16 protein-coding genes are annotated in these 21,403 nt (G+C 75.2%); 13 read left to right on the top strand and 3 right to left on the bottom strand.

What is annotated here, in order from left to right; all coding sequences use genetic code 11:
* Nucleotides 1-145 precede the first annotated feature (145 nt).
* Nucleotides 146-1,321 (top strand): ADP-forming succinate--CoA ligase subunit beta, encoded by a 1,176-nt coding sequence (sucC, locus tag ACFYMP_RS24845; protein WP_388861605.1) that lies wholly within the window; start codon nt 146-148, stop codon nt 1,319-1,321.
* 19 nt (nt 1,322-1,340) lie between these two features.
* On the top strand, nt 1,341-2,225 hold the full coding sequence (gene sucD / locus ACFYMP_RS24840; protein ID WP_388861603.1) for a succinate--CoA ligase subunit alpha: 885 nt from the start codon (nt 1,341-1,343) through the stop codon (nt 2,223-2,225).
* Between the two features lie 229 nt (nt 2,226-2,454).
* Here sucD and ACFYMP_RS24835 read toward each other — a convergent pair whose 3' ends face one another.
* Nucleotides 2,455-3,801, bottom strand: coding sequence for a helix-turn-helix domain-containing protein (locus ACFYMP_RS24835; protein ID WP_388861601.1), 1,347 nt, complete (start codon nt 3,799-3,801; stop codon nt 2,455-2,457).
* 131 nt (nt 3,802-3,932) lie between these two features.
* On the opposite strand from ACFYMP_RS24835, the gene ACFYMP_RS24830 reads away from it, so the two are divergent.
* Nucleotides 3,933-5,978 carry a DUF6350 family protein gene (locus ACFYMP_RS24830; protein ID WP_388861599.1) on the top strand — a complete coding sequence of 682 codons (2,046 nt, stop codon included), beginning with the start codon at nt 3,933-3,935 and terminating at the stop codon, nt 5,976-5,978.
* Between the two features lie 18 nt (nt 5,979-5,996).
* Here ACFYMP_RS24830 and ACFYMP_RS24825 read toward each other — a convergent pair whose 3' ends face one another.
* Nucleotides 5,997-7,049 (bottom strand): hypothetical protein, encoded by a 1,053-nt coding sequence (locus ACFYMP_RS24825; protein WP_388861597.1) that lies wholly within the window; start codon nt 7,047-7,049, stop codon nt 5,997-5,999.
* A gap of 655 nt (nt 7,050-7,704) precedes the next feature.
* On the opposite strand from ACFYMP_RS24825, the gene purN reads away from it, so the two are divergent.
* Entirely contained in the window at nt 7,705-8,349 is a 645-nt protein-coding gene (gene purN, locus ACFYMP_RS24820; RefSeq protein WP_388861595.1) for a phosphoribosylglycinamide formyltransferase, read from the top strand.
* Nucleotides 8,346-9,941: a bifunctional phosphoribosylaminoimidazolecarboxamide formyltransferase/IMP cyclohydrolase gene (gene purH / locus ACFYMP_RS24815; protein ID WP_388861593.1), complete on the top strand. Its 1,596-nt coding sequence runs from the start codon at nt 8,346-8,348 to the stop codon at nt 9,939-9,941. Before purN ends, purH begins: the two co-directional genes overlap by 4 nt.
* A 249-nt stretch (nt 9,942-10,190) precedes the next feature.
* Here purH and ACFYMP_RS24810 read toward each other — a convergent pair whose 3' ends face one another.
* Nucleotides 10,191-10,841: an RDD family protein gene (locus ACFYMP_RS24810; RefSeq protein ID WP_388861591.1), complete on the bottom strand. Its 651-nt coding sequence runs from the start codon at nt 10,839-10,841 to the stop codon at nt 10,191-10,193.
* A 238-nt stretch (nt 10,842-11,079) separates the two neighbouring features.
* Here ACFYMP_RS24810 and ACFYMP_RS24805 point away from each other — a divergent pair, with 238 nt between their 5' ends.
* The 8 genes from ACFYMP_RS24805 (at nt 11,080) to ACFYMP_RS24770 (ending at nt 21,256) form a co-directional block, all read left to right on the top strand.
* Complete coding sequence (locus ACFYMP_RS24805) at nt 11,080-11,946, top strand: bifunctional methylenetetrahydrofolate dehydrogenase/methenyltetrahydrofolate cyclohydrolase (protein ID WP_388861589.1); 867 nt, start codon at nt 11,080-11,082, stop codon at nt 11,944-11,946.
* A 353-nt stretch (nt 11,947-12,299) separates the two neighbouring features.
* A complete protein-coding gene (locus ACFYMP_RS24800; protein WP_388861587.1) occupies nt 12,300-12,875 on the top strand; it encodes a DUF3017 domain-containing protein in 576 nt (191 codons plus the stop codon).
* A gap of 601 nt (nt 12,876-13,476) precedes the next feature.
* Nucleotides 13,477-14,514, top strand: a complete 1,038-nt coding sequence (locus ACFYMP_RS24795) for a DUF2690 domain-containing protein (RefSeq protein WP_388861585.1) — start codon at nt 13,477-13,479, stop codon at nt 14,512-14,514.
* A gap of 436 nt (nt 14,515-14,950) precedes the next feature.
* Nucleotides 14,951-15,940, top strand: coding sequence for a malate dehydrogenase (locus ACFYMP_RS24790; protein ID WP_388861583.1), 990 nt, complete (start codon nt 14,951-14,953; stop codon nt 15,938-15,940).
* Between the two features lie 168 nt (nt 15,941-16,108).
* Nucleotides 16,109-17,980, top strand: a complete 1,872-nt coding sequence (locus ACFYMP_RS24785; protein ID WP_388861581.1) for a hypothetical protein — start codon at nt 16,109-16,111, stop codon at nt 17,978-17,980.
* A 33-nt stretch (nt 17,981-18,013) separates the two neighbouring features.
* Nucleotides 18,014-18,433 (top strand): hypothetical protein, encoded by a 420-nt coding sequence (locus ACFYMP_RS24780; RefSeq protein WP_388861579.1) that lies wholly within the window; start codon nt 18,014-18,016, stop codon nt 18,431-18,433.
* Nucleotides 18,434-18,435: 2 nt separating this feature from the next.
* Complete coding sequence (locus ACFYMP_RS24775) at nt 18,436-19,320, top strand: hypothetical protein (RefSeq protein WP_388861577.1); 885 nt, start codon at nt 18,436-18,438, stop codon at nt 19,318-19,320.
* A 433-nt stretch (nt 19,321-19,753) separates the two neighbouring features.
* A complete protein-coding gene (locus ACFYMP_RS24770) occupies nt 19,754-21,256 on the top strand; it encodes an aldehyde dehydrogenase family protein (protein WP_388861575.1) in 1,503 nt (500 codons plus the stop codon).
* Nucleotides 21,257-21,403: the final 147 nt, after the last annotated feature.

Raw genomic sequence — 21,403 nt, 5'->3', positions numbered from 1 at the left:
CGGACGGACATGCCGCGTACCCGGACACCGTGTGCGCTTTCCCCAGTGACAGAGCAGTCACGCTGCCCCTCGCGGCACGCCCACGCTGAAAGACAGACCGCAGAAACAGCAGAGCGGCGAGAAATCAGAGTAGGGACGGACGCGCGTGGACCTGTTCGAGTATCAGGCGAGGGACCTCTTCGCCAAGCACGGTGTACCGGTGCTGGCCGGTGAAGTCATCGACACGCCTGAGGCGGCCCGCGAGGCGACCGAGCGGCTGGGTGGCAAGGCTGTCGTCAAGGCGCAGGTCAAGGTCGGCGGCCGCGGCAAGGCCGGTGGCGTGAAGCTGGCCTCCGACCCGGCGGACGCGGTCGAGAAGGCCGGTCAGATCCTGGGCATGGACATCAAGGGCCACACGGTCCACAAGGTGATGCTGGCCCAGACCGCGGACATCGCGGAGGAGTACTACGTCTCCTTCCTGCTGGACCGCACCAACCGCACCTTCCTGGCCATGGCCTCGGTCGAGGGCGGCATGGAGATCGAGGAGGTGGCCGCCACCAAGCCGGAGGCGCTCGCCAGGATCGCCGTGGACGCCAACGAGGGTGTCACCCCCGAGAAGGCCCGCGAGATCGTCGACGCCGCGAACTTCCCGGCCGACGTCAAGGACGGCATCGCCGAGGCGCTCCAGAAGCTGTGGACCGTCTTCGTCGAGGAGGACGCCCTCCTGGTCGAGGTCAACCCCCTGATCAAGTCCGGCGACGGAAAGATCATCGCCCTCGACGGCAAGGTCTCGCTCGACGAGAACGCCGACTTCCGCCAGCCCGAGCACGAGGCGCTGGAGGACAAGGCCGCGGCCAACCCGCTGGAGGCCGCCGCCAAGGCCAAGAACCTCAACTACGTCAAGCTCGACGGTGAGGTCGGCATCATCGGCAACGGCGCGGGTCTCGTCATGAGCACCCTCGACGTCGTCGCCTACGCCGGTGAGGCGCACGGCAACGTGAAGCCCGCCAACTTCCTCGACATCGGGGGCGGCGCCTCCGCCGAGGTCATGGCGAACGGCCTGGAGATCATCCTCGGCGACCCGGACGTCAAGTCCGTGTTCGTCAACGTCTTCGGCGGCATCACCGCGTGCGACGAGGTCGCCAACGGCATCGTCCAGGCGCTGGAGCTCCTCAAGTCGAAGGGCGAGAACGTCAGCAAGCCGCTGGTCGTCCGCCTCGACGGCAACAACGCGGAGCTGGGTCGCAAGATCCTGTCGGACGCCAACCACCCGCTGGTGCAGCGCGTGGACACCATGGACGGCGCGGCCGACAAGGCCGCCGAGCTCGCGGCTGCGAAGTAAGGGAACAGGTCACCACACCATGGCTATTTTCCTGACCAAGGAAAGCAAGGTCATCGTCCAGGGGATGACCGGCGCCACCGGCATGAAGCACACCAAGCTCATGCTGGCCGACGGAACCAACATCGTCGGCGGCGTCAACCCGCGCAAGGCCGGCACCTCCGTCGACTTCGACGGCACCTCCGTACCGGTCTTCGGCTCCGTCGCCGAGGCGATCAAGGAGACGGGCGCCGACGTGTCCGTCATCTTCGTCCCGCCGGCCTTCGCGAAGGCCGCCGTGGTCGAGGCGATCGACGCCGAGATCCCGCTCGCCGTCGTCATCACCGAGGGCATCGCGGTGCACGACTCCGCCGCCTTCTGGGCGTACGCCGGCAGCAAGGGCAACAAGACCCGCATCATCGGCCCGAACTGCCCCGGCCTGATCACCCCCGGCCAGTCCAACGCCGGCATCATCCCGGGCGACATCACCAAGCCCGGCCGCATCGGCCTCGTGTCCAAGTCCGGCACGCTGACCTACCAGATGATGTACGAGCTGCGCGACATCGGCTTCTCCTCCGCCGTCGGCATCGGTGGCGACCCGGTCATCGGCACCACGCACATCGACGCCCTGGCGGCCTTCGAGGCCGACCCGGAGACCGACCTCATCGTGATGATCGGTGAGATCGGCGGCGACGCCGAGGAGCGTGCGGCCGACTACATCAAGGCCAACGTGACCAAGCCGGTCGTCGGCTACGTCGCGGGCTTCACCGCCCCCGAGGGCAAGACCATGGGCCACGCCGGCGCCATCGTCTCCGGCTCCGCCGGTACCGCCCAGGCGAAGAAGGAGGCCCTGGAGGCCGCCGGGGTCAAGGTCGGCAAGACCCCGACCGAGACCGCCAAGCTGGCCCGCGCCGTCCTCAACGGCTGAGTCCCGCCGGCTCCCCCCGGCCGGCCCGCCGCCGTCCCCGACGGCCGGGCCGCCGTCCGGAGCCGCGCCCGGGGGCCCGTGCCCGGTCCGTACGACTTCTCGTCGTACGGCCGGACGCGGGCCCTTCGGCGTACGGGGACAGGACACGCAGGTGGCGCCCTCTCCGGCGGCGCGGCCCCGCCAGCCCCTGCCGGCCCCCGTACGAGACCGGCGGGGCCGGAGAACGAGGTCAGCGCGGCTCGGGGACGAGCCGCTGCGGGCCGTCGGCCACCCCGTTCCGCAGCGCCTCGCGCAACCGCGGTACGGGGGCGCCGGGCGGCCCCGCGGCGGGGTGGACCGCGGCGTCGCCGACGTAACCGGTGACGGGGGCGCCCCGGTCGCCGAAGTCGTCGGGGGCGGTGAGCAGGCAGTAGCCGGTCGCGAGGGCGATCAGGCCGGTCAGGGCGAGAGAGGCGCCCGTGCGCCGGCGCGCGACGCTCTCGCCCCGCGCGAGTGCGCGCCGCGCGTCCGGCAGCGCGAGCCCGCCGGGCACCTCGCACGCGCCCGGGAACTCCCGCAGCCGGCGCCCCAACTCCTCCGGCGCCGCGAGGAGTTCGGGAAGCCGTGCGGTGAGGGCCTCGCGGGCGTGCGCCAGCCGGCTCGCGGTGGCCGGGGTGCTCGCCTCGGTCTCCGCCGCCGTCTCGGGCAGCCCGAGGCCCACCCCCTCGTGGAGCAACAGGGCGCGCCGGTGCCTGGGCGCCAGCGTCAGCAGCGCGCCGAGGAGCGCGGCGTCCCCGGCGTGGGCGGGCGGGACGAGGGGCCCCCGGCAGGCGGGCCGGAAACGGTTCCACGGCGACAGCGCGTACTCGTGCACCGCCGCCCGCACCCAGCCTCTCGGGTCCGGGTCCACCGCGACCTTTGGCCAGTGCTCCCAGGCGAGCTGGAACCCGCGCAGCACCGCGTCGGCCGCCGTGCCGGGCCGCCCGGTCAGCAGATACGCCTGGCGTACGAGGGTGGCTGACGTCGCGTCGTACAGCTCCGCGAAGGCCGCGACGGGGGAGGGGGCGTCGGGAACGGGAGCAGGGGCAGGGGCGGGATCGGGATCGGAGGCGGGGCCGGGGACGGGAGCGGGGCCCGTGTCGGCGCCGGCTTCCCCTCCCGGCTCCGTCCGCGCCTCGGCCGCGGGTTCCGGGTCCGCTCCCGCTTCCCCTTCCGCTCCCGCTTCCCCATCCGGCTCCGTTCCGGTGGCCGCCTTCGCCGTGCCCTCCCCGCGGTCGCCGCCGTGGCCGCCCCGGGCCCCGCCCCCGCCCTCGTCTTCGCGTCCGTCCGCTTCCGGCGCCGGTGACGGCTCCCCGGAGGGCTGCGTCCCTTCGGGGCCGGGTGGGGGGCCGGCCAGGGTGGCGAGGACCTTCGCGTAGGTCTCGCGCTCGCCGCCCCGGGGTTCGGTGCGGCCGTTCTCCCACTTGCGGAGGATCTCGCGGCTGACCCCCAGGCGGGCGGCGAGCCGGGCGCGGCTGAGGGAGTGACGCTCCCTCAGCCGGCGTCGTTCCTCCGGTGGTGGGAGCGGGACGGCCGGAGTGCGGGTGCGGGACGTCATCGGCGTCCCTCCCCGCGAGGACCTGAACGCTCACCCTTTCGCACGCAAAATCGCATAAGAGTATTTTGATCGACACCTCCGGTATGCGCTTGTTACGCGAGGAATGTGTGCGTCATTGGGAGCATGGCCCCGTGACCCAGACGACCGAGCCAGGACCCTCCTCCGCCACCGCGTCCCCGCCCCCCGGCGGCCCCCTCGCCCGCGCACGGGAGCGGGCCCCCGCCCTCGTCGCCTCGCTGTTCGGCGGGGCGGTCGCCGCCGGCCTCGGGCTGGGCGCCGCCGCCGTCCTCGTGACGGGGCTGTGGATCAGTTCGCCCTTCCCCGACAGCGGGCCCGGCGGCGCGCTCCGGCTCGCCGCCGCCCTGTGGTTCCTCGCCCACGGAACCGAGCTGACCAGGCAGAACGAGCTGACCGGGGCATCGGCTCCGCTCGGCCTCGTCCCGCTGCTGCTCACCGTGCTGCCGCTGTGGCTGCTGCACCGCGCGGCCCGTGAGGCGGCCGAACCACCCCAGGAACCGCCGCTGTGGCCCCCCGCGAGCCGCCCGCGGGGCAGGGGCGTCGCCGTCGCCGGGGTCTACGCCGGGTACCTCGCGACAGCGGGCGCCGCCCTCCTCTACGCGCTCGGCGGCGACCCCGCTCCCGTACCGCTGAGCGCTCTCGTCCACGTGCCGCTGCTCGCCGCGCTCGCGGTCGCGTCCGGTGTCTCGGCGGCGCACGGGTGGCCCGACCCGCTCGCGCGGTACGCGAGGGGCGCGGGCGCCCGCGCGTGGGCGCGTCCCGAGGTGCTGCGCGCCGTGTACCGGGCGGCGGGCGCCGGGGTCCTCGTACTGCTCGGGTCCGGGGCGCTGCTCGTCGCGCTCGCGCTCGTCTCGGACGGTGCCGCGACCCGCGCCTCCTTCGAGGGGCTGACCGACGTGTGGTCAGGTCTCTTCGGGGTCCTGCTCCTCGCCGTCTGCCTCGTGCCGAACGCCGCCGTGTGGGGCGCCGCCTACTGCCTCGGCCCCGGTTTCCTGCTCGGCGCCGGGCACGTGGTGGCCCCCGGGGCCGCCGACCCGCTGCCCGGCATGCCACCGTTCCCGCTGCTCGTGGGGGTGCCGGAAGCGGGCGGCGGTACGCCGCTGAGCTGGGCCGTGTTCGGGTTCCCCGTGCTCGCCGGGCTCGCCGTCGCCCGGGTGAGCGGGCGCGCGGCCACCGCCGGGGCGCGGACGGTGTGGACGGTGGGCGCGACGGCGTACGCGGCGGCCGGCGGCGCCCTCCTGTGCGGACTGGGCCTCGCCCTGCTCTCCGCGCTCGCGGGCGGCCCGCTGGGCACGGGCGCGCTCGCCGAGTTCGGGCCCGTCGGCTGGCGGGTCGGCGCGGCCGCCTTCGGCTGGACGGCGCTGCTCGGCGTACCCGGGGCGCTCGGCGTACGGGCCTGGGGGCTGCGCGGCAAGGAGGCGTTCCTCGTCCGGCCGGGCCACGGGAGTCCCGGGGCGGCCTCCGAGGCCCGCGCGGAGACGCAGGCGCGGGTCCGGGAGGCGCTGGAGGGCCGCTGGTGGCTGCCCCGCCGCGACCGGAACCCGGCGGCCGCGGACGTCCCGGGCCGGGGACCGGGGAGCGCCGGGGGCAAGGGGACGGAAGGGGAGGTCCCGCAGCCCGGCACCCCGGCCCACGGCCGCGGTACGGACGCGGGCCCGGGTACGGCGACAGGCGCGGCGGCGGGCGGGCGGCCGGACGGCAAGGGCGCTCCGGAGGCGGACACCGCCTATCCGGTCTTCGACCCGTACGAGTTCACGGCGCCCGGCGCCGTCCTCCCGCCCGCCGCCCCCGTGCCCTCCGCACCGGCCGGGGACACCGGGACCGGGGACGCCGGGACCGGGGACACCGGGACCGGGAGCGCCGCCCCCGGAAGCGCCGCCCCCGGAAGCGCCGGGGCCGGGGGCGCCGCGGCCGACCAGGCGAGGCGCGGCGAAGCGCGTACCGGAGCGCCGGGCACGGGCGGTGGAACCGAGGGCGGGGAGGAGGAGGCCGGTGAGCGCGCGGCGGGGAAGGGCCCCGCTGACGAAGGGACCCCCGCGAAGGGCCCCGCTGACGAGGGGACCTCCGCGAACGGCCCCGCTGACCAAGGGACCCCCGCGAACGGCCCCGTCCAGGACACCGGGGAGACGCCGCCCCACGGGACGCCTGACGGCACGTGAACCCGGCGGGTCTTCCGTCTATTCGCCCAGCAGCGGCCGCAGTTCCTTCGGGAGGTGGCGGTCGCAGGACTGCTTCGACTCGTTGGTCAGCGCGTCGTTGACGCACGTGAAGTAGTCGCGGTACACGAGCTGGCCGAGGAAGACCAGGGCCACGGCCGCCAGCGTCAGCGAGGACGTGACGATGCCGCCCACCGCCGAGGGGACCTGCGGACGCGTACGCCGCGGGTCTTCCCGCGGCCGCGGGGCCGCTCCGGGCGGCGCCGTCGCGGGGCGGAAGGCCGTGGCCGTCGCTCCCCGGGCCCCGGACGCCGGGGCGTCGGAGCCGCGAGCCGCCTCGGCCGCCTCCTGCGGGTCGCCGCCGTTGGCGGCCGCGCGCAGCGCCGCCTCGGTCTCCTCCGGGGTGCGCGCCGTACCGCGCAGCGCCACCGCCACGACGCCCCAGTACAGCCCGAGCGCGCCGAGCAGCAGCGCGAGATACGTCCAGCCGAGCAGCACGCCGGAGAACAGGCCCCAGATGCCGGCCATCAGCGCGTACCGCGCGCGCCGCTGCACGGGGTCGGTCGGGTCCCAGCGCGGGCCGAACTGGCGCCGGGGCGGGCCGCCCTGCGGGTTCCGCGGGCCCTCGGGGGAGCGGCCCGGACGGTCACCGAAACCGCCGCCCCGCGAGGGGCCGGGCTGGTTGCCGCTCCACTGCCCGCCCCACGGCTGGTAGCCGCCGTTCCCGTCGCCCTCGCCGTCCCCGCCGCCCTGCGGACGACGGGGCTGCCAGGGCTGGTCCGGCCGGTCCTCGGGCGGCGGCGCGAAGGGGTTGTCCTCCTGCGAGCCCTCGCGCCCCGGCCCCCCGCCGCTCCTGCCGTTCTTGTCGCTCGTCCCACCCTTCTGCCCGCCCTTCCCGCCGTCGCCGTCCTCGTCGCCGGTGCGCCGGGCGGGACCCGGGAACGAGAGGGAGAAGGGGGAGGTGGCGGCCGTGGACGGGGCGGGCGCGATGGGGAGGGTGCCGAGCGGCCCCCCGGCGACGGCCCCGGCGGGCCGCGGGAGACGGAGGGTCGGTCGGGAGGGTCGGTCCGGCATCAGGAGTGCGTCTTCCCCTAGGTGAGAGGCCGTGCGCGGGCGGGGCCGGACGGCTGGACGAGTCGCTTGCGGGCGGCGGGACGGAGCGGGCGGCGGGCGGACTTGGGACGGCGGGGAGCCGGTCGCACGGGCTGTCGGACAGTCGCCGGCGGCTCCCCGCCCGCCCCGGCACAGGGGCGGGCACCCTTGACGCTACCTGCCGGGCCCGCACCCGTCTGTGCGGGGCGGCCCCCAATTCCCGCCCCGCCCGGACCGGCGGGCACCGCCGCCCCGCGGCCCCCGCCCATCAAGCCCCCGGAGGGGCCGGGCGCAGGTGCCGGTATCGTTGCTGACGGTCGGCGGCTTCGTAGAGTTCCCCGTATGGCGAGGCGCGCAGCCTTCGTGTGATCCACCAAAGATCCACCAGGGGTGCGCGGCGCGCGGCGGCGAACGCGAGGGGCCCCGGGCCGCCCGGTCGCGGTGCGGGGACCGGGCACACGGGCCGTGCACGGGCTGTACGGCGCCGGCCGGACCGCAGGAGCCGCCACGACCCCACCCGCAGAACACCTCCCGAACGCCCCCAGCCCCCCGCACCGCACGCCAGCCGCCGCACGCCCGTCGTACGGGACCGCCCACCGGGCGGGACCGGCGGCGTCACCCGAGAAAGGGCCCCCGCGTGGCCTCCGCACCGCCCCCCGCCGTCCGCCGTCTCGTCGTCCTGGTCTCCGGTTCCGGCACCAACCTCCAGGCCCTGCTGGACACGATCGAGGCCCAGGGCCCGGAGGCGTACGGGGCCGAGGTCGTCGCCGTGGGCGCCGACCGGGAGGGCATCGCCGGACTGGAGCGGGCCCGCGCGGCCGGGCTGCCGACCTTCGTGTGCCGGGTCGCGGACCACGCGAGCCGCGCCGACTGGGACCGGGCGCTCACCGAGGCGACCGCCGCGCACTCCCCGGACCTCGTCGTCTCGGCCGGCTTCATGAAGATCGTCGGCAAGGAGTTCCTGGCCCGTTTCGGCGGCCGGGTCGTCAACACCCATCCCGCGCTGCTGCCCAGCTTCCCCGGCGCCCACGGGGTACGGGACGCCCTCGCCTACGGAGCGAAGGTCACCGGCTGCACCGTCCACTTCGTCGACGACGGCGTCGACACCGGCCCGATCATCGCCCAGGGCGTGGTCGAGGTCGTGGAAGAGGACTCCCCGGAGGGCGAGGCGGCCCTCCACGCACGTATCAAGGACGTCGAGCGCAGGCTGCTCGTCGAGGTCGTGGGGCGTCTGGCCCGCCACGGCTACCGCATTGAGGGACGAAAGGTTCTGGTTCCGTGACTACCGAGTCCACGACCACCGACACCGGCGACAGCTCCGCCACCACCCGGCGCCCGCTGCGCCGCGCGCTCGTCAGCGTCTACGACAAGACCGGCCTGGAGGACTTGGCGCGCGGGCTGCACGAGGCGGGCGTCCAGCTCGTCTCCACCGGCTCGACGGCCGGGCGGATCGCCGCCGCCGGAGTACCGGTGACCAGGGTCGAGGAGCTGACCGGCTTCCCCGAGTGCCTCGACGGCCGGGTCAAGACCCTGCACCCCAAGGTGCACGCGGGCATCCTCGCCGACCTGCGCCTGGAGGACCACCGCGCGCAGCTCGCCGGACTGGGGGTCGAGCCCTTCGATCTGGTCGTCGTCAACCTGTACCCGTTCAAGGAGACCGTCGCCTCGGGGGCCACCCCCGACGAGTGCGTCGAGCAGATCGACATCGGCGGCCCCTCGATGGTGCGCGCCGCCGCCAAGAACCACCCCTCCGTCGCCGTCGTCACGAGCCCCGGGCGGTACGCCGACGTGCTCGACGCCGCGCGCCAGGGCGGCTTCGACCTGCGCGCCCGCAAGCGGCTCGCGGCCGAGGCGTTCCAGCACACCGCCGCGTACGACGTCGCCGTCGCCTCGTGGTTCGCCGAGGGCTACGCGGCCGCCGACGACAGCGGCTTCCCCGACTTCACCGGCGCCACCTACACGCGCCAGAACGTCCTGCGCTACGGCGAGAACCCGCACCAGGGCGCCGCGCTCTACGTCGACGGCACCGGCGGGCTGGCCCAGGCCGAGCAGCTCCACGGCAAGGAGATGTCGTACAACAACTACACCGACACGGACGCCGCGCGCCGTGCCGCGTACGACCACGACGAGCCCTGCGTCGCGATCATCAAGCACGCCAACCCCTGCGGCATCGCGATCGGCGCGGACGTCGCCGAGGCGCACCGCAAGGCGCACGCCTGCGACCCGCTGTCGGCCTTCGGCGGGGTCATCGCCGTCAACCGCCCCGTCTCCAGGGAGATGGCGGAGCAGGTCGCGGAGATCTTCACCGAGGTCGTCGTCGCGCCCGGCTACGAGGAGGGCGCCGTCGAGGCGCTGTCCCGGAAGAAGAACCTGCGCATCCTGCGGGCCGAGGGCGCCCCGGCGAACGCGACCGAGACCAAGCAGATCGACGGCGGCGCGCTCGTCCAGGCCACCGACCGGCTCCAGGCCGAGGGCGACGACCCGGCGAACTGGACGCTCGCGGCCGGTGAGCCGCTCGACGCGGCCGGACTGCGGGAACTGGCCTTCGCCTGGAAGGCGTCGAGGGCCGTCAAGTCCAACGCGATCCTGCTCGCCAAGGACGGCGCCTCGGTCGGCGTCGGCATGGGCCAGGTCAACCGCGTCGACTCCGCGAAGCTCGCCGTCGAGCGCGCCGGGGCTGAGCGCGCCCAAGGCTCCTACGCCGCGTCGGACGCGTTCTTCCCGTTCCCCGACGGTCTGGAGGTCCTGCTCGCCGCCGGCGTCCGGGCCGTGGCCCAGCCCGGCGGTTCGGTCCGCGACGAACTCGTCGTCGAGGCCGCGAAGAAGGCCGGGGTCACGATGTACTTCACGGGCACGCGCCACTTCTTCCACTGACACGGACACCCGCGCGAGCACACCCCCCCGCGAGCACACCCCCCGCGAGCACACCCCGCGCGGGGACTCTCGCCGCGCGGGCGCCGGTCCTCGCGCGGGCGCCGTCCGCCGCGCGGGCCCGGCACCGGCACGAGCCGGCGCGGGAACGCGGACGGGCCGTGGGCGGACCGGAGATCCGGCCGCCCACGGCCCGTACGGTCCGTCACCGGCCCCCGTGCGTCCGTCTCCGCTCAGGGGGCCGGCGGGTGGTCACCGCGCGCGGATCACCAGCGTCGAGCACACCTTGTCGGCGAAGGTCTGCTTCTTGGCGTCCCACAGCGGCCACAGCCAGCCCAGGTAGCAGGCGATGCTGTCGAGGAAGTGCGCGAGCCTGCGGACGAAGGCCATGCCCACGCCGATCGGCTGCCCGGTGCTCTCCGACACCAGCTTGATGCCGAGGGTGCGCTTGCCTATGGTCTGGCCCTTGCGGCCCTCCAGGATCAGCTGGTAGATCGCCCACCCGATGACGAGCAGTCCGCCGACGAAGGTCAGCGCCGGGATGTCCAGTCCCTCACCGAGGCCGACGAACACGTACGGCACCGCGAAGGTCAGTCCGTCCACGAGGGTGGCGAGGAAGCGCAGGCCCCAGTGGGCGAGGGGGGGAGCCTCGCCGTAACCGGAGCCGCCCGGGTAGGGGCCGGCGTAGGGCTGCACGGGCGGGGCCTGGGGATAGCCGTAGCCCTGCTGGGGATAGCCCTGCTGCGGTACGCCCTGCGGGGCCTGCTGCGGGTACCCGTAACCGGGCTCCTGCGGGGCACCGTAACCGGGCTGCTGGCCGCCGTAACCGGGCTGCTGGCCGCCGGGCTGCTGACCGCCCTGCGGGGGCGGTCCGTAGGGGTTGTTGGGGTCGCCGAAACTCATGGCGAGATTTCCTCCGTTGCTGAGCGGGGACGACGCGGCCGCGCGCGGAGGTGGCGCGCGCGCGTTCCCCCCGTTCACTGCCTGCGGCGCAGTAGCGCCCATGGTTCTCAGGGGCGACCGGGTTTGTCCAGGTGTAACGGTGCGGTGTTGCCCAAGCGCAACACCGCGAGGACCCCGCGACGACGTGCGCGGCCACCCGGATTGGGCCCCGGCGGGCGCCATCGGTGAAGATGGAACCATGACTGCCCAGATTCTCGACGGCAAGGCCACTGCCGCATCGATCAAGTCCGCGCTGGCCGCCCGGGTGGCGGACCTCCGAGCCAAGGGCGTCACGCCCGGACTCGGCACCCTGCTGGTCGGCGACGATCCCGGCAGCCAGAAGTACGTGGCCGGAAAGCACCGGGACTGCGCGCAGGTCGGCATCGCCTCGATCCAGCGCGAACTGCCCGCCACCGCGACCCAGGAGGAGATCGAGGACGTCGTCCGCGAACTCAACGCGGACCCCGAGTGCACCGGTTACATCGTCCAACTGCCGCTCCCCAAGGGCATCGACGAGAACCGCGTCCTCGAACTCATGGACCCGGACAAGGACGCGGACGGGCTGCACCCGATGAACCTCGGCCGGCTCGTGCTCAACGAGCCCGCCCCGCTGCCCTGCACGCCGTACGGCATCGTGCGGCTGCTGCGCGAGCACGGCGTGGAGATCAACGGCGCCGAGGTCGTCGTGGTCGGCCGGGGCGTCACCATCGGCCGTCCGATGCCGCTGCTGCTGACCCGCCGTTCCGAGAACGCGACGGTCACCCAGTGCCACACCGGCACCCGCGACCTCTCCGCGCACCTGCGCCGCGCCGACATCGTCGTCGCCGCCGCCGGGGTGCCGCACCTCGTGAAGCCCGAGGACGTCAAGCCGGGGGCCGCGGTCCTCGACGTCGGCGTCTCCCGCGACGAGAACGGGAAGATCGTCGGCGACGTGCACCCCGGCGTCGCCGAGATCGCCGGCTGGCTCTCGCCCAACCCCGGCGGGGTGGGCCCCATGACCCGGGCCCAGCTCCTCGTCAACGTCGTGGAGGCCGCCGAACGCGCCGCCGCCCTCGACGAGAGCTGAGCGGCGCACCGGAAAGGTCGGCGAAGCGGAAAGGCGCGCAACCCGTGGCCGGAGAACCGAACGAGAGCGGCAGTCCCGGGCCCGCGCCCGGCCCGGCGGACCCGGAGGGACCCGTGGGGCCGGTGCGCCCCGGGCGTCCCGGGGCGCGGAAGCGGGCCCGGCCGTCCGGGACCGCCGGTGGGCCGCCCGGCGGTGACCCCGCCGACGCGTCCGCCCCGGGCGACGCGTCCGCCCCGGGCGACGCGGCTTCCCCGGGCGACGCGGCTTCCACGAGCAGTACGGTTTCCACGAGCGAGAGTTCTGAGGGTTCTGTGAGCGGCGAGAGTTCTGTGCGGGGCGAAGGCTCCACCAGCGTGGCGCAGGCGTCCGGGGCGGACGAGGACCGCGCCGCCGAGTCCCCCGGGGCGGCGGAGGAGGACCGCGCCGCCGAGTCCCCCGGACCGGACGAGGAGCGCGCCGCCGATTCCCCCGCGGCGGACCCGGACGAGGGGCCGACGGTCACCGAGGTGGTCAGCGCCCCGGGCCCGGACGGGGAGCCGATGCGGGCCACCCGGGAGGTCGGCGGGTTCACGCGGGACACCGCGCGGCCCGAGGGCGGGGGGCGTGCCGCGCCCGCCGACGCGCCCGCCTCCGCCCGTCAGTGGCCGATCATCGCCGTCCTCGCGACGACCGGCGTCGGCCTGCTGCTCACCGGCTTCGGGATCTTCCGCGTCGGTACGCTGCTCGTCGGCCTCGCGCTGCTGCTCGGCGCCGTCCTGCGCTGGTGCCTGCCCTCGGTCGGCATGCTCGCCGTCCGCTCCCGCTTCACCGACATGGTGACGTACGGGGGGCTGGGGCTGGTCGTCGTCCTGCTCGCCCTCATGGTGCAGCCCAAGCCCTGGCTCGTGATCCCGTTCCTCGACGAGGTACTGCACTTCACCATCGACTGAGCGGCCGGGCGGGGCGGCCGCCGTACCGCCGCCGGCCGGGCCCGCTGCCCGTCCCCACCCCCGTGGAGGGACGAGCAGCGGCGCGCCGGGGCCCGTGCGCGGCCCGCGCGGCGGACCGGCCGGTTCCGGCCCGGCACCAGGGTCATGGACGCGCCAACCCCCGGACAAGGCACGGCAGTCGGCTGTGGCACGGAGGTGACCATTCCGGCAAGGTGTACCGACCTCGTGGCGGCTGCCGGTGCGAAGACCCCGCCCCCCCCGCTCCGCGTGCGCGGTCCGGCCCCACCCCGTACGGAAAGCCGCGTCCGGCCCCCGCCTGCCGGGCGGCCGTGCTGTTCCCGGCGGTGTCCGGCCGGCCGCGCGACTGACTGGACCGGGCGGCCGCGCGACTGACTGGACCGGCCGGCCGGGGGCGTGCGACGGTGCACCCCGGAGACCCGCCCGCTCCGGTGGTCCCGTGGCGCGGAACCGTCCGCCCCCCGGGCGCGTCCCCGGAAGCGGTCCGGGCGCGGTCCCGGGCGCGGTCCGGGACAGAGCCCCGGGGGACGGTCCGTGAGCCGGGCCGGGGGGCGTCGTGAGCATGGGGACGAAGGGGGAGGCCATGTCTCGTTGGAAGGCCCTGCCGGACGGGCTCGACCCGCAGATACGCGAGTTCGTGAGCCAGTTGCGCAGGCTCGCGGACCGCGGTGGGCTGGGCGTCGAGGCGCTGGCGCGGCGCACGGGTCACAGCGGGGCGTCCTGGGAGCGGTACCTGAGCGGGCGGCTGCTCGCCCCCAGAGGCGCGGTCGTGGCGTTCGCCGAGGCCACGGGGGCCAATCCCGCGCACCTGACGACGATGTGGGAGCTGGCGGAACGGGCGTGGAGCCGTTCGGAGGCGCGGCACGACCTGACCATGGAGGCCATCCGGATCTCCCAGGCGCGGGCGGCGCTCGGCGAGCCCGGCCCGGCCCCGGCCGCCGTCCCCTCGTACGCGGGCCCGGAGCCGGAGCCGGAGCCGGAGACGCACGTCGCAGAAGCGGGCCGCCGCGCCGGCCCGGTACCGGGCCCGGACCCGGGCCGGCCGGGGGGACGCGGCGATGGGCCGGGCGGGCCGGAAAGCGCCGTACCGCCGGGGCGCGGGGCGGGGCCGGGCGCCCGGCGGTGGCGCGGGCGGCGGCGCACGGTGCTCTTCGCGGGCCTCGCCGGGGTGCTGGTCGTCCTCGCGGCGGTGCTGCTGCTGTCGCTTCCGGGCTCCGGCGGCGACAGCCCCGCGAGCGCGCGGGAACCCTCCGCGACCGCGCCGGAGGCGAGTCCCCTGAACCCGCCCGCGGGCGTCCGGTGCGCCGGCCGGGGGTGCGGCGGGCGGGACCCCCAGCGCATGGGCTGCGCCGCGCGGGCCAGGACCACCGCGCGGGCGAGGGTCGGCGACCGGCTGGTCGAGGTGCGGTACAGCAGGGCCTGCCGGGCCGCCTGGGCGCGGATCTCGCGGGCCGGGCCCGGGGACGAGATCACCGTGTCCGCGGGCTCCTCGACGCGCGGGGCCGCCGTCGAGGACGACGCGGAGGCGTACACGCCGATGGTCGCCGCACCGGAGGCGGAGGGGGCCCGCGCCTGCGCGACGGTCGGCGGCGGCGCGAAGGGCTGCACGACGACGGGATGAACCCGGGAGCCGCGGCCGGCCGGAGCGACGGAGTACGCAGGTGGCGGCCGGGTTTCCCGGCGGGCGGGGGCCGCTCGGAGGGCGACGGCCCGTCACCTGGCGGCCCCGCGCCGAAATTGAGGTGATTGAGCGGCGCGCCCCGGGGCAGACGCATTCTCAACCCCCCACGGGAGCGGCACCCCCCTCCCTGCGACGGCCGTCACACCTTCGGGTGGGGCGGCCGTCGCCGTGGTGGACGCGGCACCCCTCCCGCCCGTGGCCGGGCGGGCCGCTGTGTGCCGGGCCACACCCGCCCAAGGGCGCGGGGAAGCGGGGGCGCGATAGCCTGACCGGTGGATCTCTCTTGACGCCAAGAGATCGATCATCGGGCGTCGGGTACCAGATCCAGCACCCAGGGGCAGGGAACCCCACCGCCAGCTGTCTTACGGAGATCGCCATGACCCGCACCCCCGTGAATGTCACCGTCACCGGCGCGGCCGGCCAGATCGGTTACGCGCTGCTCTTCCGCATCGCCTCCGGTCACCTGCTCGGCCCCGACGTTCCGGTCAACCTCCGGCTCCTGGAGATCACCCCCGCGCTGAAGGCCGCCGAGGGCACCGCCATGGAGCTGGACGACTGTGCCTTCCCGCTGCTCAAGGGCATCGAGATCACGGACGACCCGAACGTCGCCTTCGACGGCGCCAACGTCGCGCTGCTGGTCGGCGCCCGCCCCCGCACCAAGGGCATGGAGCGCGGCGACCTCCTGGAGGCCAACGGCGGCATCTTCAAGCCGCAGGGCAAGGCCATCAACGACCACGCCGCCGACGACGTCAAGGTCCTGGTGGTCGGCAACCCGGCCAACACCAACGCCCTGATCGCCCAGGCCGCCGCCCCCGACGTACCGGCCGAGCGCTTCACCGCGATGACCCGCCTGGACCACAACCGCGCGCTGACCCAGCTCGCGAAGAAGGCCGGCGTCGGCGTCTCCGACATCAAGAAGCTCACGATCTGGGGCAACCACTCGGCGACCCAGTACCCCGACATCTTCCACGCGGAGATCGCCGGCAAGAACGCCGCCGAGGTCGTCAACGACGAGAAGTGGCTGGCCGAGGAGTTCATCCCGACCGTCGCCAAGCGCGGCGCGGCGATCATCGAGGCCCGTGGCGCCTCCTCCGCCGCCTCCGCCGCGAACGCCGCGATCGACCACGTGCACACCTGGGTCAACGGCACCGCGGACGGCGACTGGGCCTCGATGGGCATCCCGTCCGACGGCTCCTACGGTGTCCCCGAGGGCCTCATCTCCTCCTTCCCGGTCACCGTGAAGGACGGCGTGTACTCCATCGTCCAGGGCCTGGAGATCAACGACTTCTCCCGCTCGCGCATCGACGCCTCCGTCAAGGAGCTGGGCGAGGAGCGCGACGCGGTGCGCTCCCTCGGCCTGATCTGAGCCGCACCGGGCCGGGCGGCGCTGTCCGCCTGATCCGGAAGTGTGCCGAACTCACCTCCCCAGGAGGCGAGTTCGGCACTTTTTTTGAGGTGCGGGGCAGGGGGGGTGGTGTCGTACAGTATTGCCTCCGTCACGCAGTCGGCGACATCCGCCCGAGGAGGCCCCCCGGTGAGCCAGCCCCCGTTCCCTCAGCAGTCGGGAGGGACACCGGCTCCCCCGGCGGCGGCGCCGGGCGTGCCCGCCCGGCCGCCGGTCCCGCCCGCCGCGAGCGAGGCGACCCGGCTGCTGTGCGTCGGCGTCCACCACGACCGGGCGTTCCGGGAGGCCGTGCTAGAGGAACTGTCCGAGCACGAGGAGCGGTTCCCCGCGCCCTCCGTCGGCATCGACGCGGGCCGGGTCCTCTCGCACGCGGCGCGCGCCCGCAGGAGCGAGGCGGCCTGGGCGGGCGGCATCCTCGCCCTGTGGGCGGCCGGAGTGGCCCTGACCGGCCCGCTGCTGATCACGGTCATGTTCTGGAGCCTCGTGCTCGGCGTGGCCCGCTGGGTCCGGGGACGCGGCGCCCGCCCCTCCCTGCTGCGCCGCGTGGTGGCCTTCTACCTGCGCTGGAACGCCCGGGTCGTCATCGGCTTCGTGCTGCTCTTCGTGGCGGTCGTCGCGTTCACCGGCTCCTCGGACGACTCCGCGAGCCAGGAGACGCCGTGGTCGCAGCAGCCGGACCAGGGTTTCTCCGAGGGCCCCGACCTGAGCGACCTCACCTGGCGGCTGGTCAGCTCCGGTCTCGACATCCGGCGGGAGGACGCGGCGCTCATCCTCTTCGTCCTCGTCCTCCTGACGGTGCTCGTGGCCCTGCGGCGGGGGCAGTTCGCCCGGGTCGTCAGCAACGAGCTGTCACCGCGCCGCTTCCCGGTCGCCGTGAGCGACCCGGCGGAGACGAGCGCGGGCCGCCGCACGCAGTGGCTGCGGGCCCGGCTGCGCGCCGAACAGCACCAGCCGCTCGTGATGTACGACGCGGCCCGCCCCTTCTGCGGATTCGGCTTCCCGTTCTCGACGTGGACGCTGGCCGTGGAGATGCGGCCCCGCAAGGACCGCGAGCCCGAACCGCTGGACAACAGCGCGATCCTGCGCCGCATCGTCCCGCAGCTCGAAGCGCTGCGCGTCCCCTCGCCGCGCGCGGACGCCGGCGCGGCCGACACCGTCCTCGACCGGCTGCGCGAACTGTCCGTCGACGAGTGCGTGTTCCTGCCCGCCGACCGGCTGGAGGCGCGGGACGGCGCCCCGTACCACCCGCAGGCCCTCGAACAGCACCGCGGTGAGGCCCTGGAGGAGGGCGGCGAGGCCAGGCGGCACTTCCTGCGCGTCCGGGTCGGCGGCTGGGACGAGGAACTGGTGGTCACCGTGTTCGTGCGGGTCCACACGCAGGGCGGCATGCTGATGGCGGAGTTCGCCCCGCACCTGCTCACCCCCGTGCGCCGCGAGTACCGGCAGGCGGAACGGGACGCGCGCCGCCACGTCAACAACTCCTGGCCCGGCCAGATCGCCTGGGCCCTCACGCACATGCCCGTGTCGATCGGCCAGTCCGTCCAGACCCTCGGCGTGTGGCTCGCCGTCGGGCTGCGCCGTCTGCTCTCCGGCAACGCGGGAGCCCCCGCCGAGGGCCCCGCGGTCGCGGTGCGGGAACTGGGGGCGGACGAGGACGTGTCCCTCTTCCAGGACATGGACGTGAGCCGCTACCTCAAGACGATCCAGGAACGGGTCGCGGGCGGGGTGCGGCTCGCGCTCCAGGAGGCGGGCTGGCAGACCGAGGAGTTCGAGCAGAAGATCGTCAACGTGTCGGGCGGGGTCTACATCGACTCGGCGCACGACAGCGCGATCGGCATCGGGAACCACAACACCGTGAGCGCCGGGCGTACGAGCAAAGCGACCGGCACCGGCAAGACGAGCGGTACGAGCGGCACCGGGAAGACGAGCGGTACGCGTGGCGGGGGCGCGCGGGGCGGCGGGCCGGCGCCCGCGCAGGGTTCCAGGCCGCCGACGCCGTGACCGCGACAGAGTGACTTCGATCGGGGGAAGAACATGACGCACACGCCCGGTACCTCGGGTACTTCCGGCCCTCCGGACGCCGCCGGCGGGGCGCCGGGGCGGCCCACCGTGCACATCGGCTCGGTGGACAACAGCGCCGTCGGCATCGGGGACCACAACGTCGTCTCGCACGTACGCGGGAGGGGCCCCGCCCCCGACCCCGCTCAGGCCGAACTGCTCGCCGCGGTCCGCGCCCTGCGCGAGGACCTGGGCCGCTTCGTCGCGACGTCGCAGAACGAGGCACTCGACGCCGAACTGTCCGCCACCGAAGGGGAGATCGACACGGCGGGCGCCGCCGCGCCCGGACGGCTCGCCCGTCTGCGCCAGGCCCTCGACCTCGCCGGACCGCTGGCGGCGAGCCTCGCCTCCGGTGCCGCCGTCGCGCAGTCGCTCGCCGCGCTGCTGGGAGGCTGACGATGGCCGCAGGCGCACCCCGCTGGAACGCGCGCGCCCAGCGCTGGGAGACCGAGGAGGCCCCGCTGCCGTACGAGCCGCCGCCCCCGCCGCGCCCCGGGACCGCGCCGCTCGTGGCGCCCCCGCCGCTCGCGGAGTGGTCGCGGCCCGAGCCGCCGCGGGCCCCCGGGCCGTACCGGCGCCGGCCCGCCGGCCGGACCGTCGCCGTGGTGGCCGCCACCGCCCTCGTCCTCGGCGGGGGCCTCGCCGCCTGGCTCACCTGGGGCACGGGCGACGGGGACGAGAAGCCCGCCGCCGGGCCGAGCAAGGCCGCGACGAGCCCGCGCTACTACGCCTCCCCGGAGACGGCCGGGGAATCGGACCCGGAGCTGAGCGGGGCCGGGGACGACGTACCGGGCGAGGAGAGCGGCCCGTCCGGGGAGAGCCCCGGGCTGCCGGAGGGCTTCGCGACCCACGAGGACCCGGCCGGGTTCACCGTCGCCGCGCCCGAGGACTGGGAGCGGTCGGAGAAGGAGACCGGCGTCTTCTACACCGCGCCCGACGAACGCAGCCTGCTCCAGATCTTCGAGGTCATGAACGACCTGACCCCCGAGAAGGCCCTCGCCGAGACCTCGCGGGACCGGCGGTCCCAGACCGAGGGCTACCGCGAGATCCGCCGGGGACCGGTGACCGGCGGCCCCGAGAACCCCTCCGGGGACGCCGCCGAACTGTCCTACGCCTACGAGAACGAGCAGACGGGCGCCACCCGGGTGGTGACCGAGCGGGCGTTCACGGGGACGGACGGGAAGAAGCACGCGATCCTGGTGGCCGGCCCGGAAACGAGCACCACCGACCAGCGCGACATCCTGGACACGGCGCTGGCGCACTTCGCGCCGGAGGGGTACTGAGCCGCTGGGCGCGGCGGGGGAGGGGTGGGGCGTCTCCGGGGCGGGGGCGGTCGTAGGAAAGCGACGGTAGACGGTACCTGGGCGCCGGGAAACCACAGGTCAGCGAGGGTGTTCCCCGCATGTGCGGGGGTGGTCCCGACCACGTCAGGTCGTCGCCGTCCGCCGCGCTGTGTTCCCCGCATATGCGGGGGTGGTCCCTGCGGGAGCTGCTCAGCCACCAGGAGACCGAGGCTCTCCCCGCGATCGCGGGGCTCAACGTGAGCCGACCCACTCCCCGCCCCCCGTTCCGCATCTTTCCCGCCGCCCCGGGCAGGTGCCCCCGGTCGCACCCCGAGCCCGGGGTGCGCTTGTCGTGGCAGGTGCGAGGCGGGCCCGTGATCCGCGCGGCCCCGCGCCGCCACCGGCACCGTGCGAAGGGAAGGCAGAGATCGTCGTGTCGGCAGAAGAGACCATCCATGTGGGCGGACGGTGGCGGGCGGCCCTCGCCGGTGAGACCCGGGAGATAGTGGACCCGGCGGACGCCACCATCCTCGCCGTGGTCGCCGAGGGCGCCGAGGCGGACGCCGACGACGCGATCACCGCCGCCCGCCGCGCCTTCGACGAGGGCCCCTGGCCGCGCACCCCGGTCGCCGAGCGCGCCGCTCTGCTGCGCCGTACCGCCGCCCTGCTCCGCCGCGACCGCGAGGAACTCGGGCTGCTGGAGAGCCGGGACGCGGGCAAGACCGTCGAGGAGGGGCGGGTCGACGTGGACTGCGTCGCCGACGCCTTCGACTACTTCGCCGGCCTCGCCGCCGGTCAGAGCGCGGGCCGGGTCGTGGACGCCGGGACCGACAGCGTGCACAGCGTCGTCGTGTACGAGCCGGTCGGGGTCTGCGCGCTCATCACGCCGTGGAACTATCCGCTGCTCCAGGCCAGTTGGAAGGTCGCCCCGGCGCTCGTCGCGGGCAACACCTTCGTGCTGAAGCCCAGCGAGATCACCCCGATGACGACGGTCGCGCTGGTCCGGCTGCTCACCGAGGCCGGACTGCCCGAAGGGGTCGCCAACCTCGTCACCGGCCCCGGCCACTCGGTCGGCGCCCGGTTCGCCGGACACCCCGGCGTCGACCTCGTGTCGTTCACCGGCGGGCTGGTCAGCGGGACGAAGGTCGCGCGCTCGGCCGCCGACACCGTCAAGAAGGTGGCCCTCGAACTCGGCGGGAAGAACCCCAACGTCGTGTTCGCCGACGCCTGCGCCACCGAGGAGGGCTTCGACACCGCCGTCGACCAGGCGCTCAACGCGGCGTTCATCCACAGCGGCCAGGTCTGCTCGGCCGGCTCCCGGCTCATCGTCGAGGAGTCGGTGCGCGAGCGCTTCGTCGCCGAACTCGCCCGCCGCGCCGGGCGGATCAGGCTCGGCCGGGGCACCGAGGACGGTGTCGAGTGCGGACCCCTCGTCTCCCCGCAGCAGTTGGAGAAGACCGAGTACTACGTCGACGCGGCGATCGCCGAGGGCGCCGTCGTACGCAGCGGCGGCCGGCGCCCCGAGCCCTCCGCGACCCGCCCCGCGAACGGCTACTTCTACGAGCCGACCGTCCTCGACCGGTGCGAGCGCACGATGCGCGTCGTACGCGAGGAGGTGTTCGGGCCCGTCCTGACCGTCGAGACCTTCACCACCGAGGACGAGGCCGTCGCCCTCGCCAACGACACCGAGTACGGGCTCGCCGGTGGCGTCTGGACCTCGGACGCGGGACGCGCCCGCCGGGTCGCGGGCCGGCTGCGGCACGGCACCGTGTGGATCAACGACTTCCACCCCTACCTCCCCCAGGCGGAGTGGGGCGGCTTCGGGAAGTCCGGGGTCGGGCGCGAACTCGGCCCCTCCGGTCTCGCCGAGTACCGCGAGGCCAAGCACGTCTACCAGAACCTCGACCCGAAGCCGGTCCGCTGGTTCGCGGGCTGACGCAGCCGCCGACCGTACGGCGAGGCGGGGGGGGCCCCCCGGGCCCCCCCCCGCCGGGGGGCCGGGGGGGGGGGGGCGCGGGGGGGGGGGGGAGACGGGAGCCGGGGGGGGTGTTTGAGGGGGGGGGGGGGGGCGTGATAGAAGGGG

Origin of the sequence: Streptomyces sp. NPDC007088 (assembly GCF_042869355.1) — a bacterium.
GTDB lineage: Bacteria > Actinomycetota > Actinomycetes > Streptomycetales > Streptomycetaceae > Streptomyces.
The sequence above is the reverse complement of the archived record's forward strand: the minus strand, read 5'-3'. Positions and strand labels throughout refer to the sequence as shown.